This window comes from Herbaspirillum rubrisubalbicans (genome assembly GCF_003719195.1).
GTDB lineage: Bacteria > Pseudomonadota > Gammaproteobacteria > Burkholderiales > Burkholderiaceae_D > Herbaspirillum > Herbaspirillum rubrisubalbicans.
On record NZ_CP024996.1, the window covers coordinates 1,989,998 to 2,004,259 of the forward strand.

Genomic DNA, 14,262 nt, shown 5'->3' on the forward strand with positions numbered 1-14,262 from the left:
CGGCTGATTCCCTGATTCCCCCGGCCGCCCTTCTCATGGGGCGGCTTTTTTCGTCTGGCGTAACGGTTCTGATTGACGGCAGTTAACGCCTTGGTTACGTTACAGCTTCGGCAAGAGCGTACAGTGACGGCGCACCGCCTGGCACCTCTACCCGGTCCAGGTCGGTGGACAAGCTGCTCAACAGAAACTGGACCGAAACCATCTGCGGCCTGTACGGGGCATCAGGCTTCGGCCACAGGGAGAAACGCGTGAATGACCACCCATACCAGCACATCAATCCCGAACCCTTGCTCGATGCCATGGGCGGCGACCTGGCCGCCTGTCGCCATATGTTCGGCACCTTCGCCCAGAGCGCACCGGCCACCTTCGCCCGGCTGGAACAGGCCATCCGCGCCGACGATGCGCCCCAGGTCAAGCGCGAGGCGCATAGCCTCAAGAGCATGACCGCCCTGGTCGGCGCCGGCGAGCTCACCGACTTGCTCAAGAGCGTGGAACTGCAATCCCGCGCCGAACCGCCCCAGAGCTCCCAGCCGCGCCTGGCGCAGTTGCAGGCACTGTTTTCCGATGTGGCGGCCGAGGTCAGGCACTTCGTGGATCAAGTCGGCGTGGCGCAGTAAGACGCTGCCATCGCTGTCCCCGGCCGAGCCTGGCTGAGTGTCATCATCAGGCTAGCGCCCCGTTGCACCCTCCCCAAAATTACCGACTCATCAGTCAGTAACCTGACGTACATCAATCGCGTTTCCAGCAAGCCTCTTCATAATGTGGACACAGAAGACGAAGCATTTCGTCGCCACATTTTCTGCTTACGCCGATGCCAACGATGTGCGAGCCCCCTCCAAGAATGCGTCTGCTGCTGGCTGCCTTGCCGCTGTTGCTGGCGGCCTGCCAATCGATGGCGCCGACCTACCAGCGGCCGGCAGCGCCGGTGGCTGCACACTATCCGCAGCAGCCGGCCGGCATGGAGGCAGAGGCCCAGGCCCTGGGCTGGCAAGCCTATTTCCGTGATCCCCAGTTGCAAGCCCTGATCACCCAGGCGCTGGCCAACAACCGCGACTTGCGGGTGGCGGCCTTGCGAGTGGAAGAGGCGAGGGCGCTCTACGGTATCCAGCGTGCCGATCTGTTGCCCAGCATCGGCGCGCAAGTCGGTGTTGATCGCTCGCGCACCCCGGCCGACCTCAACCTGACCCAGCGTCCGCTGGTGGGCAGCGCCTACCAGGCCGGACTGGGCTTGAGCAACTGGGAAATCGACCTATGGGGCCGCCTGCGTAGCCTCAGCGATGCCGCCCTGCAAAGCGCCCTGGCCAGCGAAGCCACGCGCCGCGCCGCCGCCTTGAGCCTGGTGGCGCAGGTGGCCGATGCCTATCTGGAACTGGCCGAACTGGATGAACGCCTGGCCATCGCCCGCGATACCATCGCCAGCCGCCAGGAGAGCTATCGCATCTTCTCGCGGCGGGTCGAGGTCGGCGCCACCTCCAGGCTGAACCTGACCCAGATCGAAACCCTGCTGACCCAGGCCCAGGCGCTGGGTGCCCAGCTGGAGCAACTGCGCGCCCAGCGCGTCAATGCCCTGAGCCTGCTGGTGGGCGCACCGCTGGAGCTGCCAGTGGGCCAGGCGCGCACGGCGCTTAATGCCACCTTCCCCGAACTGGCAGCGGGCACGCCCTCATTACTGCTCACGCGCCGTCCCGACGTGGTGGCGGCCGAACTGCGTCTGAAGGCGGCCAATGCCAATATCGGTGCGGCACGCGCGGCCTTCTTCCCCAGTATTTCCCTGACCGGCAACCTGGGTACGGCCAGTGCCGAACTGAGCGGGCTGTTCCGGGATGGCAGCCAGGCCTGGACATTCTCGCCCAGCATCACGCTGCCCATCTTCACGGCCGGTCGCCTGCGCAACAACCTGGACCTGGCCGAGGTGCGCCGCGATATCGCGGTGGCCAATTACGAAAAGACGGTGCAGGGCGCCTTTCGCGATGTGGCCGATGCGCTGGCCGCACGCCAGTGGCTGACGCGGCAGTTGGCCATCGCCGAGACCGCGGAACAGGTGCAGAGCGAGCGTGCGCGCCTGTCCACGCTGCGCTATGACAACGGCGCCGCCCCGTTTCTGGACGTGCTCGATGCCCAGCGCGACCTGTTGAGCGCCCGCCAGCAACGGGTACAGATCCGGCGCGCATTGCTGTCCTCGGCGGTGGCGCTGTATGCCGCGCTGGGCGGTGACAGCAGCCAGGCCACGGCCTTCCCCCTTCCTTCCGGATCCTGATCATGACGCTTGAACACGCCAAGAAACCCCTGCTGGCCGCCGCCCTGGCCGTGATCCTCGCCGGCGGCGCCTACTTCGCCTGGCAGCGCCTGCATCATGGCGGCCCGGGTGAGGGATTTGCCAGCGGCAATGGCCGTATCGAAGCCACTGAAGTGGACGTGGCCACCAAGCTGGGTGGCCGGGTCGATGCCATCTTGGTCAACGAAGGCGACTTCGTCAGCGTCGGCCAGCCGCTGGCCCACATGCAGGTGCTGTCGCTGCAAGCCCAGCGCGATGAAGCCCAGGCACGCCAGCAGCAGGCGCTGTCGGCAGTGGCCAGCGCCGAGGCCCAGGTGGCGGTGCGTGAAAGTGACTACCAGGCTGCCCTGGCCCAGACCGCGCAGCGCGAGAGTGAACTGGATGCGGCGCGCCGTCGCCTGGCGCGTTCCGAAGTGCTGGTCAAGGAAGGCGCTTCCTCGCTGCAGGAAGTGGACGATGACCGCGCCCGCGTGCAGGGCATGGCGGCCGCCGTCACCGCCGCCAAGGCGCAAGTGACCGCAGCCCAGGCTGCCGTGGCTGCGGCGCGCACTCAGGTCAGCGGCGCCAAGTCGACGGTGACCGCCGCCGTGGCCACGGTCCAGCGCATCAAGGTCGATATCGATGACAGCACGCTCACCGCCCCGCGTGCCGGCCGCGTGCAATACCGCATCGCCCAGCCCGGCGAAGTGCTGGGTGCTGGCGGCAAGCTGCTCAACCTGGTGGACCTGAGCGATGTGTATATGACCTTTTTCGTCCCCGAAGCCGTGGCCGGCAAGCTGGCCCTGGGCAGTGACGCGCGCATCGTGCTTGATGCCGCACCCCAGTACGTGATTCCGGCCAGGATTTCCTTCGTCGCCAGCACTGCCCAGTTCACGCCCAAGACGGTGGAAACGGCCAGCGAGCGCCAGAAGCTGATGTTCCGCGTCAAGGCCCAGATCGATCCGGCGCTGCTGCAGCAACACCTCACGCTGGTCAAGACCGGCCTGCCCGGCGTGGCCTGGGTGCGCACCGACAAGACCCGCGCATGGCCCGAGCAACTGGCGGTGAAGGTTCCGCAATGACGCCAGCGCCCGGCGAGCATGGCCACGGCGTGGCGCGCCTGACGGGCGTGTCGCTGCACTATGGCCAGCGCTGCGCGCTGGAGAACGTCTCGCTGGACATTCCCGCTGGCCGCATGGTCGGCCTGATCGGCCCCGATGGCGTGGGCAAGTCCAGCCTGCTGTCGCTGGTGGCCGGGGCGCGCGCCTTGCAGGCGGGGGAGGTCAGCGTACTCGGGGGCGACATGCGCCAGGCCGAGCATCGCCAACAGGTCTGCCCGCGCATCGCCTACATGCCGCAAGGCCTGGGCAAGAATCTCTATCCCACCCTGTCGGTGGAAGAAAACCTGCAATTCTTCGCTCGCCTGTTCGGCCAGGGCGCAGCCGAGCGGCGCCGTCGCATCGATGAATTGACGGCCGGCACCGGCTTGTCTGCTTTCCTGGCGCGGCCAGCCGGCAAGCTCTCCGGTGGCATGAAGCAAAAGCTCGGACTGTGCTGCTCGCTGATCCACGATCCCGATCTGTTGATCCTGGATGAACCCACCACCGGCGTGGACCCGCTCTCGCGCGCCCAGTTCTGGGACTTGATCGCCCGTATCCGCGCGCAACGCCCCGGCATGAGCGTCATCGTCGCTACCGCCTACATGGAAGAAGCCGACCGCTTCGACTGGCTGGTGGCCATGGATGCAGGCAAGGTGCTGGCCACCGGCACGCCTGCCGAACTGCACGCCCGCACCGGCACGGCGTCGCTGGAAGAGGCGTTCATTGCCTTGCTGCCTGAAGAGAAACGGCGCGGCCACCAAGCCGTACAGGTCACGCCGCTGGACGACAGCAACGCTGCCGAGGTAGCCATCGAAGCCAAGGGCCTGACCATGCGCTTTGGTGATTTCGTGGCGGTGGATCATGTGGATTTCCGCATCCGTCGCGGCGAGATCTTCGGTTTTCTCGGCTCCAACGGCTGCGGCAAGTCCACCACCATGAAGATGCTGACCGGGCTGCTGCAAGCCAGCCAAGGCCAAGCCTGGTTGTTCGGACGCGAAGTCGATCCGCGCGACATGACCACGCGCGCCCGCGTGGGCTACATGTCGCAGGCCTTTTCGCTGTATGGCGAACTGAGCGTGCGCCAGAACCTGGTGCTGCACGCCCGCTTGTACCGGCTGCCCGAAGATCAGATCGCCGCCCGCACCGAAGAAATGGCGACCCGCTTCGGCCTGCTGGATGTCATGGACAGCCTGCCCGAAAGCCTGCCGCTGGGGATTCGCCAGCGCCTCTCGCTGGCGGTGGCCATGGTCCACAAGCCGGAACTGCTGATCCTGGACGAACCCACCTCCGGGGTCGATCCGATCGCGCGCGACCTGTTCTGGCAATTGATGATCGACTTGGCGCGTCGCGACCAGGTGACCATCTTCATCTCGACCCACTTCATGAACGAGGCCCAGCGCTGCGACCGCATTTCGCTCATGCACGCCGGCCGGGTGCTGGTCAGCGCCACCCCGGAAGAGCTGGTGCGCCAGCGCGGTGCGGCCAGTCTGGAACAAGCTTTCATAGGCTATCTGGAAGAGGCCGCGGGGAAGGGCGACCCAGTGCCATCGCCCGCACAAAACGTCATATCGGCCCCGCAAACGGCCAAGCCACGCCCCGGTCGCCTGCGCACCAGCCTGGGCCGCGCCCTGAGCTACAGCCAGCGCGAAAGCCTGGAGTTGCGGCGCGACCCGGTACGCGCCACGCTAGCCCTGCTGGGCACGGCCATCCTGATGTTCATCATCGGCTATGGCATCAACCTGGATGTGGAAAACCTCAGCTACGCCGTGCTCGATCGCGACCAGACCGGCCTGAGCCAGAACTATGCCCTGAACCTGTCCGGCTCGCGCTACTTCATCGAGAAGCCGCCCATCACCGATTACCAGGACCTGGATCGACGAATGCGCAGCGGCGACATCTCGCTGGCCATAGAAATCCCGCCTGGCTTCGCCCGCGACATCGCGCGCGGCAAGCCGGTGGAAGTCGGCGCCTGGGTCGATGGCGCCATGCCCACCCGCGCCGAGACCGTGCGCGGCTACGTGCAGGGGATGCACCTGCTGTGGCTGGCCGACATGGCCACCCATCGCCTGGGCCAGAGCATGGGCCAGGCCGCCACCATCGAAACGCGCTACCGTTACAACCCCGATGTGAAGAGCCTGCCCGCCATGGTACCGGCCATCATCCCGCTGCTGCTGATGATGATCCCGGCCATGCTGACGGCGCTATCGGTGGTGCGCGAGAAGGAACTGGGTTCCATCCTCAACCTCTACGTCACCCCGGTCACCCGCACCGAATTCCTGCTGGGCAAGCAATTGCCCTACCTGCTCCTGGGGATGCTCAACTTCGCCATGCTCACCGTACTGGCGGTCACCGTGTTCGGGGTGCCGGTCAAGGGCAGCCTGTTGACGCTGACGCTGGCCGCGTTGATCTTCATCATCTGCTCCACCGGCTTCGGCCTGCTGGCATCGACTTTCACCAATAGCCAGATCGCGGCCCTGTTCGTGACCATGATCGGCACCATCATTCCCTGCGTGCAGTTCGCCGGATTGCTCAACCCGGTGTCTTCCCTGGAAGGGATGGGCGCCCTGATCGGCCAGGTCTATCCGGCCACGCACTTCCTGACCATCAGTCGCGGCGTGTTCAGCAAGGCGCTGGACGCGAGCGACCTGGCTTCCTCGTTCTGGCCGCTGACCCTGGCCGCGCCGGTGATCCTGGGCCTGTCGGTGCTGTTGCTCAAGAAACAGGAGCGGTAAGATGCGCAACTCCTGGGCCAACATCTACCGCCTCGGCATCAAGGAACTGTGGAGCCTGCTGCGCGACCCGGCCATGCTGGTGCTGATCGCCTACACCTTCACGCTATCGATCTACGTGGCCGCCACCGCCATGCCGGAGAGCCTGCACAATGCGGCCATTGCCATCGTCGACAATGATGGCTCGCCGCTGTCGGCACGCATTGCCTCGGCCTTCTACCCGCCGCATTTCAAGGTGGCGCAACTGGTCACGGCCAAGCAGGCCGATGCTGGCCTGGATGCCGGCGACTACACCTTCGTTCTGGACATCCCGGCTGATTTCCAGCGCGACGTGTTGGCCGGCCGCGCCCCGGCGGTGCAATTGAACGTGGACGCCACCCGCATGAGCCAGGCCTTCACCGGCAACAGCTACATCCAGCAGATGGTGAGCAACGAAGTCACGCAGTTCGTGGGCCGCACCGAAGCCACCGGCAGCACCCCGGTCGGCCTGGCCTTGCGGATGCGCTTCAACCCCAACCTGGAACAGTCCTGGTTCGGCTCGCTGATGGAAATCATCAACAACGTCACCATGCTCTCCATCATCCTGACCGGCGCAGCACTGATCCGCGAGCGCGAGCACGGCACCATCGAACACCTGCTGGTGATGCCGGTGAGCCCGGCCGAGATCATGCTGGCCAAGGTCTGGTCCATGGGCGCGGTGGTGGCGCTGGCAGCGCTGGCGTCCTTGTTGTTGATCGTGCGCGGCGCCTTGCAGGTGCCCATTGAAGGATCGATCACGCTCTTCATGCTGGCCACCGTCCTGCACCTGTTTGCCACCACCTCGATGGGCATCTTCATGGCCACGCTGGCGCGCTCCATGCCGCAGTTCGGCATGTTGACGGTGCTGGTACTGCTACCGCTGCAACTGCTCTCGGGCGGTTCCACGCCACGCGAGAGTATGCCTGTACCGGTACAGGACATCATGCTGGCCGCCCCGACCACCCATTTTGTCGCGGCAGGGCAAGCCATCCTGTACCGGGGCGCTGGCCTGGAAGTGGTCTGGCCGCAGTTGCTGGCCATCTTCGGAATTGGCCTGGTGCTGTTCGTGGCTGCACTGGGCCGGTTCAGGAAGACCATCAGCCAGATGGCGTGATGGAGAGTGCATTCGTCAGGGCAGCGTCTGGCGGATTTTTAAATTCAGATCATCGGGGAGTACGCATCATGGACCTGACCAGCCCTTCTACATGGATAGCTTGCTGCTCACCGCGATTTATGAGGGGCATCAAAAAAATCGCCCCCTGCCATGATGCACAGGGGGCGCTGCCATAGCAGGGGAAGGGCAGGTGTCAACCCTGCGAGCGCAAGCCCGCCGCCTTGATGCGCGACTCCAGCACGCGGCCCTTGCGCGCACGCTTGCCCACGTGCGCCAGCAGCTTCTCGCCGCTCAATGGAATCTCCTTAGCCTTGCCCACGTTGCCGGTGCCATAGACCACTACACCTTTCTGGCTGATGGCCTGGGCGGCGACCAGTTTTTCGTTCTTTTCCAGTTCCATCAGGTTCACGCCACGGCCACCGGAAGACAGGGTCTTCATTTCATCCAGGCCAAACACCAGCAGACGCCCATTGGCCGACACGCAGGCCACGGCGCTGGCGTCTGCGGCCACCGGCGTGGGTGCCAGCGGCAAAGCACCTTCATCGAGCGTGAAGAAGCTCTTGCCGCCCTTGACCCGACCGAACATGTCGGAGGCCTTGGCGATGAAGCCGGCCGCGGCATCGGAGGCCAGCAGCAGCGTGGTATCGGCCGGGCCGGCAAAGTAATGCTGGATGCTGCTGCCGCTGGCCAGTTCGATCAGCGTGGTCACGGGAACGCCATCGCCGCGTGCATTGGGCAGGGCGTTGACGGCAATGGTGTAGACCCGACCGTTGGAGCCGAAGGCCAGCAGGTTGTCCACGGTACGGCATTCGAAGGCGCCATACAGGCTGTCGCCGGCCTTGAAGGTGAATTGCGTCGCATCGTGGCCATGGCCGGTGCGTGCGCGCACCCAGCCCTTTTGCGAAATGATCACCGTCACCGGTTCATCGATCACCTTCTGTTCGAAGGTGGCGCGTTCGGCTTCTTCGATGATGGTGCGGCGGGCGTCGCCATAGGTCTTGGCATCGCCCTCGATTTCCTTGATGACCAGTTTCTTCATCGAGGCCGGGTTGTCCAGCAGGTCTTGCAGCGTGGTCTTTTCGTTGCGCAGCTCGGCCAGCTCCTGCTGGATCTTGATGGCTTCCAGGCGCGCCAATTGGCGCAGGCGGATTTCCAGGATGTCTTCGGCCTGGCGCTCCGAGAGCTTGAAGGCGTCGATCAAGGCCGGCTTGGGTTCGTCCGATTCGCGGATGATCTTGATGACCTTGTCGATGTTCAACAGCACCGCTTCCCGGCCTTCCAGGATGTGGATGCGGTCGTTGACCTTCTGCATACGGAATTGCGTGCGCCGGGTCACGGTCTCGAAGCGGAAGCTGATCCACTCGGTGAGGATGTCGGAGAGATTCTTCTGACGCGGACGACCATCGCCGCCGATCATCACCAGGTTCAGCGAGGCGCTGGTTTCCAGCGAGGTCTGCGCCAAGAGCGTATTCATGAACTCGGTCTGGTCCTGGTTCTTGGACTTGGGTTCGAACACCAGGCGCACCGGCGCTTCGCGGCCGGATTCATCACGCACGGCGTCGAGCAGGCCGAGGATGGTGGTCTTCTGGGTTTGCTGTTCGGGCGTGAGCGATTTCTTGCCCAGCTTGAGCTTGGGGTTGGTGAGTTCTTCGATTTCTTCCAGCACGCGCTGCGAAGAGACGCCCGGTGGCAGTTCGGTGATGACCGCCTGCCACTGGCCGCGCGCCAGGTCTTCGATCTTCCAGCGCGCACGCACCTTCAGGCTGCCGCGGCCGCTCTGGTACATCTCGGCAATGGTCGACTTGGGTGTGATGATCTGGCCGCCACCGGGGAAGTCGGGGCCGGGGATCAGTTCCATCAGTTCGGCGTGCGTGATCTTGGGGTTGCGGATCATCGCCACAGCAGCCTTGGCCACTTCGGTGAGATTGTGCGAGGGGATTTCGGTGGCCATGCCGACCGCAATGCCGGAGGCGCCGTTCAAGAGCAGGAAGGGCAGGCGCGCTGGCAGCAGGCGCGGTTCTTCGGTGGAGCCATCGTAGTTGGGCTGGAACTCCACGGTGCCCATGTCGATTTCATCGAGCAGCAATTTGCTGATCGGGGTCAGGCGGGCTTCGGTGTAGCGCATCGCCGCAGCACCGTCGCCATCGCGCGAGCCGAAGTTGCCGTGGCCGTCGATCAAGGGATAGCGCAGCGAGAAATCCTGGGCCATGCGCACCAGTGCGTCATACACCGACTGGTCGCCATGCGGGTGCAGCTTGCCCAGCACGTCGCCGACCACGGCGGCCGACTTGCGCGGCTTGGCGGCGGAGTTCAGCGACAGTTCATTCATCGCGTAGAGGATGCGGCGCTGCACCGGCTTCTGGCCATCGGCCACGTCGGGCAGGGCGCGGCCCTTGACCACCGAGATCGCGTAATCGAGATAGGCGCGTTCGGCGAAGGTGGACAGCGTCAGCGATTCGCCATCGGGCGCGGTCGGGACTTGGTCAAACAGGGTCGGTTGATCGGTCATGGAGCTTGTCTTGTTGTGTTCGGTTTGACAGGGTTAATCGTTGATGGCCGGCTCGCGCGGGGGCAGCGTTACCTTCAGGCGTGCATTGCCACCTTGGTTGGCAGCCACGCGATCACCGGCGGCCAGGCGCAATGCACCGGCCGGGCGATACAGTTCATAGAAGCGCGACACCAGCCGCACATAGCCCTGGGTCTCGGGATAGGGCGGGATCTGGTTGCCATACTTCTGCACTGTGCCTTCACCGGCGTTGTAGGAGGCAATGGCCAGTTCCACATGCTGCGGGAACATCGCCATCAGGTCGCGCAGGTAGCGCGCGGCCAAGCGGATGTTGATCTTGGGATCGGTCAGCTTCTGGTGCAGGGTCTTGCGGCGGTCGCCTTGCAGCCCATAGCGCTCGGCCGTGTCAGGCAGGATCTGCATCAGACCCACCGCGCCCTTGCTGGAGACGGCCGTGGCATTGAAGCCGGATTCAGCCGTCAGCACCGCCTTGAGTAGCGCCGCATCCAGACCGAATTCGCTGGCCGCCTCGGTCAAGAGGCTATCGTACTTGCGCGCATCGCGATGGGTCAGCATGGTGCGCACGAAGGGCGGATCGGCCGGGGTCACCGCTTCCTTGCTGCCCGGATGATTGAGCAGCGCGGCGCTACTGGCCATGAGCTTGTCTGGGTCGTCCAGGTTCTGTGCATAGAAGTGGACCGCGCCATCGGCATCGGTGTAGCGGTAGACGATGGTCTTGGGCTTCTTGCTGCTGCCTGTCTTGTTACTGTCTGCCGCTTCCACCCGCATGTGTTGGACGCCATCGGCGTCGGTGTACCGGACCACTTGCTGCGACTGTACCGGTCCAGCGCACAACAGTGTCGCCACGCCCAACAGGGCGGTGGCGAACAGGCTGGTGTGCAGGGACGCGGTGCGGCGCATGTCAGATATCCGCTTCGGCTTCGTTGCCGTGTTCTTCGATCCAGGCGCGACGCGATGCCGCTTCGCCCTTGCCCATGAGCATGTTGAAGCGCTCTTCGGAAGTCTGCACGCCGGGTTCGCCGAAGCTGATCGGCAACAGGCGACGGGTGTCCGGGTTCATGGTGGTTTCCCACAACTGTTCGGCATTCATCTCGCCCAGGCCCTTGAAGCGGGAAATGCTCCAGGCGCCTTCCTTCAAGCCATCCTTGCGCAGCTTGTCTTCGATGGCGTCGAGTTCGCCATCGTCCAGGGCGTAGAGCTTCTGCACCGGCTTCTTGCCGCGCGCTGGCGCATCCACGCGATACAGTGGCGGGCGCGCCACGCAGATATTGCCGTTCTCGATCAGCTTGGGGAAGTGACGGAAGAACAGGGTCAAGAGCAGCACCTGGATGTGCGAGCCGTCCACGTCCGCGTCGGAGAGGATACAGATCTTGCCGTAGCGCAGGCCGGACAGATCCGGCGTGTCGTTGATGCCATGCGGATCGACGCCGATGGCCACTGCGATGTCGTGGATTTCATTGTTGGCGTAGAGGCGGTCGCGCTCGGTTTCCCAGGCGTTCAAGACCTTGCCGCGCAGCGGCAGGATGGCCTGGAATTCCTTGTCGCGGCCCATCTTGGCCGAGCCACCGGCGGAGTCGCCCTCGACCAGGAACAGTTCGTTACGCGTCACATCCGAGGATTCGCAATCGGTCAGCTTGCCCGGTAGCACGGCCACCCCTGAAGATTTCTTCTTCTCGACCTTTTGCGCCGAGCGCAGGCGGCTCTGGGCCTGCTTGATGACCAGCTCGGCCAGCTTCTTGCCGTATTCCACGTGCTGGTTCAGCCACAGTTCCAGCGCCGGGCGCGAGAAGCCGGCCACCAGGCGCACGGCATCGCGCGAGTTCAGGCGTTCCTTGATCTGGCCCTGGAATTGCGGGTCCAGCACCTTGGCCGAGAGCACGAAGGACACGCGCGCAAAGACGTCCTCGGCCAGCAGTTTGACGCCCTTGGGCAGCAGCGAATGCATTTCCGCAAAGCTCTTGACTGCCGAGAACAGGCCCTCGCGCAGGCCCGATTCGTGGGTGCCGCCGTTGGAAGTGGGGATCAGGTTGACGTAGGACTCACGCACCACCGCGCCTTCCTCGGTCCAGGCCACTACCCAGGAGGCGCCTTCGCCTTCAGCGAAGCCATCGGTATCCTTGCCGGCGAACTGTTCGCCTTCGAACAGCGGGATCAGGGTTTCGCCGCTGCCGCTCTGGGCCAGTTGTTCCATCAGGTAGCCGCGCAGGCCTTGGTCGTATTGCCAGCTCTGGGTATCGCCGTTCTTGGCGTTGATGAGCGTGACCTTCACGCCCGGCAGCAGCACTGCCTTGGAGCGCAGCAGGCGCTGCAGCTCGCCCAGCGGGATGGTGGCCGAGTCGAAATACTTGGCGTCGGGCCAGACGGTGACGCGGGTGCCGGACTTCTTGTCTTCGCGGGTGGCGGGGCGCGACTTGAGCTTCTCGATGACGTCACCGCCCGAGAAGGCCAGAGTGTGTACGCCGCCTTCGCGCCAGACCGTGATTTCCAGGCGCGTGGCCAGGGCATTGGTGACCGAGACGCCCACGCCGTGCAGGCCGCCCGAGAAGGCATAGGCGCCGCCGGAACCCTTGTCGAACTTGCCGCCCGCGTGCAGGCGGGTGAAGACGATCTCGACGGTCGGCACTTTTTCTTCCGGGTGCAGGCCGACCGGGATGCCGCGGCCATCGTCTTCCACGCTGACGCTGCCGTCGGCATTGATGGTGACGATGATGCTCTTGCCGTAGCCGCCCAGCGCTTCGTCGGAGGCGTTGTCGATCACTTCCTGGAGGATGTGCAGCGGGTTCTCGGTGCGGGTGTACATGCCCGGACGCTGCTTGACCGGCTCCAGTCCCTTGAGGACGCGGATCGATGATTCACTGTAATCGGACGGGGTTGTTTTTTTGGTTGCCATGCAGATGAGTGGTCGTGGCTGATGCCGGAGGGTTGTTGTCTGTTTGTTCAGCGCCGGCCTGCCAGGGCGGCCATCTTGCGCTGCAAAAGCGCATTCTAATGAAATTTCCAGCAATTCGGCGCCTGCCGCGCTGCTTTGTTCCCTACGGGACAATACTTGTCGGTAACAGCATGTAAATGCGCTTAAAAATGAACAATAAAAAAGGCTTGCGCGCACGCAAGCCTTGTCAGAGGGGCAAATCAGAGGGGCAAATACGCGGATCAGGCAGCCAGCAGCCCTTCCACCGCCAGGGCAATGGACAGCAGGCGCTTGTCCTGGCCACCGGCTGCGGCCAGCGACAGTCCCACCGGCGCGCTGCCTGCCGCATGGCAGGGCAGCGAGACGGCGCAGCCATCGAGGAAGTTGATCAGCGTGGGATTGCGCAGCAGCTTGCCATTGGCGGCGTAGTAGGCCTCATCGCTGGCTTGCAGCTCGGCAATGCGCGGCGCGACGATGGGCACCGTGGGCATGACCAGGGCATCGTAGCCGGCCAGTTGTGCCTCGACCTCGGCGATCCAGCGGGGGCGGGCGTGCAGCACGTCCAGCAGGTCGGCGGCGCTCATGTCCTTGCCGCGCAGGATGCGCGAGACCACGCGCTGGTCGTAGCCGGCCGCGTTCTCGGCGATCAGGGCGCGATGCCAGGCATAGGCCTCTGCGGCCGTGAAGCCGCCCTTGGCATTGATGGCGGCCAACTGGTTGAAGGCGGGGACTACCTCCTCGACGATCACCGCACCGGCTGCCGAGAGCCGGGTCAGCGCGGTTTGATAGGCAACGGCGACGGTGTCATCCATGCCATCGCGCACCACATTGGTCGGCGCCAGCAGACGCAGGCCACGCAGCGGGTGGGGGGTGACGGCCACATACTCTTCACCGGCCAATACGGCATCCATGATGGCGCAGCATTGCACCGATACAGCCAGTGGGCCAATCGAGTCCAGATAAGCGGACAGTGGCAGTACACCTTGCATGGACACTCGTGCCGCCGTGGGCTTGAAACCGGTCAGTCCGTTCAGGGCCGAGGGGATGCGCACCGAGCCGCCGGTATCCGAACCGACCGCCGCGCAGGCCATGCCATCGGTCACCGAGATGGCCGCACCGGAGGAAGAGCCGCCAGGGATGCGGCCACCCTCCACGTTGCGCTCCCAGGTGTTCTGCGGGGTGCCGTAATGCGGATTGATGCCCAAGCCCGAATAGGCGAACTCGGTCATGTTGGTCTTGCCGATGACGATGGCACCGGCCTTGAGCAGGTTCTGGACCACTGCCGCATGGACACTGGCGGCGGGCTTGCCGCGCAGCACGGTGGAGCCGGCCAGTGTGGTTTCCCCGGCCACGTCGAACAGATCCTTGACCGATACCGGTACACCTTCGATGGGCGAGCGGCACAGTCCGGCCGCGCGCAGCGTATCGGAGGCGCGGGCGGCAGCGCGGGCCTGCTCGGCATAGACGCTGGTGAAGACGCGCGCGCCTTCACCGGCCGGGTCGGCGATGCGGGCCAGGGCCTGTTCGGTCAGTTGCAGGGAAGTGATGTGGCCGGCAGCGAGCTCGGCGGACAGTTGGGAAAGTGTACTGGGCATGATGAGCTAATCGGATT

Annotated in this window: 9 protein-coding genes; 5 read left to right on the plus strand and 4 right to left on the minus strand. The window is 64.6% G+C overall.

Features of this window, described 5'->3' with window-relative positions:
• The first annotated feature begins 248 nt into the window (after positions 1-248).
• The 5 genes from RC54_RS08890 to RC54_RS08910 all read left to right on the plus strand — a co-directional run bounded on the left by RC54_RS08890 (position 249) and on the right by RC54_RS08910 (position 7,215).
• Positions 249-617: an Hpt domain-containing protein gene (locus tag RC54_RS08890; RefSeq protein WP_058895053.1), complete on the plus strand. Its 369-nt coding sequence runs from the start codon at positions 249-251 to the stop codon at positions 615-617.
• Between the two features lie 224 nt (positions 618-841).
• Positions 842-2,257 carry an efflux transporter outer membrane subunit gene (locus tag RC54_RS08895; RefSeq protein ID WP_058895054.1) on the plus strand — a complete coding sequence of 472 codons (1,416 nt, stop codon included), beginning with the start codon at positions 842-844 and terminating at the stop codon, positions 2,255-2,257.
• Between the two features lie 2 nt (positions 2,258-2,259).
• On the plus strand, positions 2,260-3,336 hold the full coding sequence (locus tag RC54_RS08900) for an HlyD family secretion protein (RefSeq protein WP_058895055.1): 1,077 nt from the start codon (positions 2,260-2,262) through the stop codon (positions 3,334-3,336).
• A complete protein-coding gene (gene rbbA, locus RC54_RS08905) occupies positions 3,333-6,086 on the plus strand; it encodes a ribosome-associated ATPase/putative transporter RbbA (protein ID WP_061789337.1) in 2,754 nt (917 codons plus the stop codon). Before RC54_RS08900 ends, rbbA begins: the two co-directional genes overlap by 4 nt.
• Position 6,087: 1 nt before the next feature.
• The gene (locus RC54_RS08910) at positions 6,088-7,215 is read left to right on the plus strand and encodes an ABC transporter permease (RefSeq protein ID WP_061789336.1); all 1,128 of its coding nucleotides are present in this window, start codon (positions 6,088-6,090) and stop codon (positions 7,213-7,215) included.
• A 193-nt stretch (positions 7,216-7,408) separates the two neighbouring features.
• On the opposite strand, the gene parC is transcribed toward RC54_RS08910, so the two are convergent.
• The 4 genes from parC to RC54_RS08930 form a co-directional block, all read right to left on the minus strand.
• Positions 7,409-9,724: a DNA topoisomerase IV subunit A gene (gene parC, locus RC54_RS08915; protein ID WP_058895061.1), complete on the minus strand. Its 2,316-nt coding sequence runs from the start codon at positions 9,722-9,724 to the stop codon at positions 7,409-7,411.
• A 33-nt stretch (positions 9,725-9,757) separates the two neighbouring features.
• On the minus strand, positions 9,758-10,642 hold the full coding sequence (locus tag RC54_RS08920) for a lytic transglycosylase domain-containing protein (RefSeq protein ID WP_058895062.1): 885 nt from the start codon (positions 10,640-10,642) through the stop codon (positions 9,758-9,760).
• A 1-nt stretch (position 10,643) separates the two neighbouring features.
• Complete coding sequence (locus tag RC54_RS08925; RefSeq protein ID WP_017450728.1) at positions 10,644-12,632, minus strand: DNA topoisomerase IV subunit B; 1,989 nt, start codon at positions 12,630-12,632, stop codon at positions 10,644-10,646.
• Between the two features lie 260 nt (positions 12,633-12,892).
• Positions 12,893-14,245: an amidase gene (locus RC54_RS08930; RefSeq protein WP_061789335.1), complete on the minus strand. Its 1,353-nt coding sequence runs from the start codon at positions 14,243-14,245 to the stop codon at positions 12,893-12,895.
• Between the last annotated feature and the right edge of the window lie 17 nt (positions 14,246-14,262).

Bases quoted from the DNA above. Each gene is read 5' to 3' on its own strand.
- RC54_RS08895 (WP_058895054.1), top strand. From the start codon at position 842: ATGCGTCTGCTGCTGGCTGCCTTGCCGCTGTTGCTGGCGGCCTGCCAA.
- RC54_RS08920 (WP_058895062.1), bottom strand. From the start codon at position 10,642: ATGCGCCGCACCGCGTCCCTGCACACCAGCCTGTTCGCCACCGCCCTG.
- RC54_RS08925 (WP_017450728.1), bottom strand. From the start codon at position 12,632: ATGGCAACCAAAAAAACAACCCCGTCCGATTACAGTGAATCATCGATC.
- RC54_RS08900 (WP_058895055.1), top strand. From the start codon at position 2,260: ATGACGCTTGAACACGCCAAGAAACCCCTGCTGGCCGCCGCCCTGGCC.
- parC (WP_058895061.1), bottom strand. From the start codon at position 9,724: ATGACCGATCAACCGACCCTGTTTGACCAAGTCCCGACCGCGCCCGAT.
- RC54_RS08910 (WP_061789336.1), top strand. From the start codon at position 6,088: ATGCGCAACTCCTGGGCCAACATCTACCGCCTCGGCATCAAGGAACTG.
- rbbA (WP_061789337.1), top strand. From the start codon at position 3,333: ATGACGCCAGCGCCCGGCGAGCATGGCCACGGCGTGGCGCGCCTGACG.
- RC54_RS08930 (WP_061789335.1), bottom strand. From the start codon at position 14,245: ATGCCCAGTACACTTTCCCAACTGTCCGCCGAGCTCGCTGCCGGCCAC.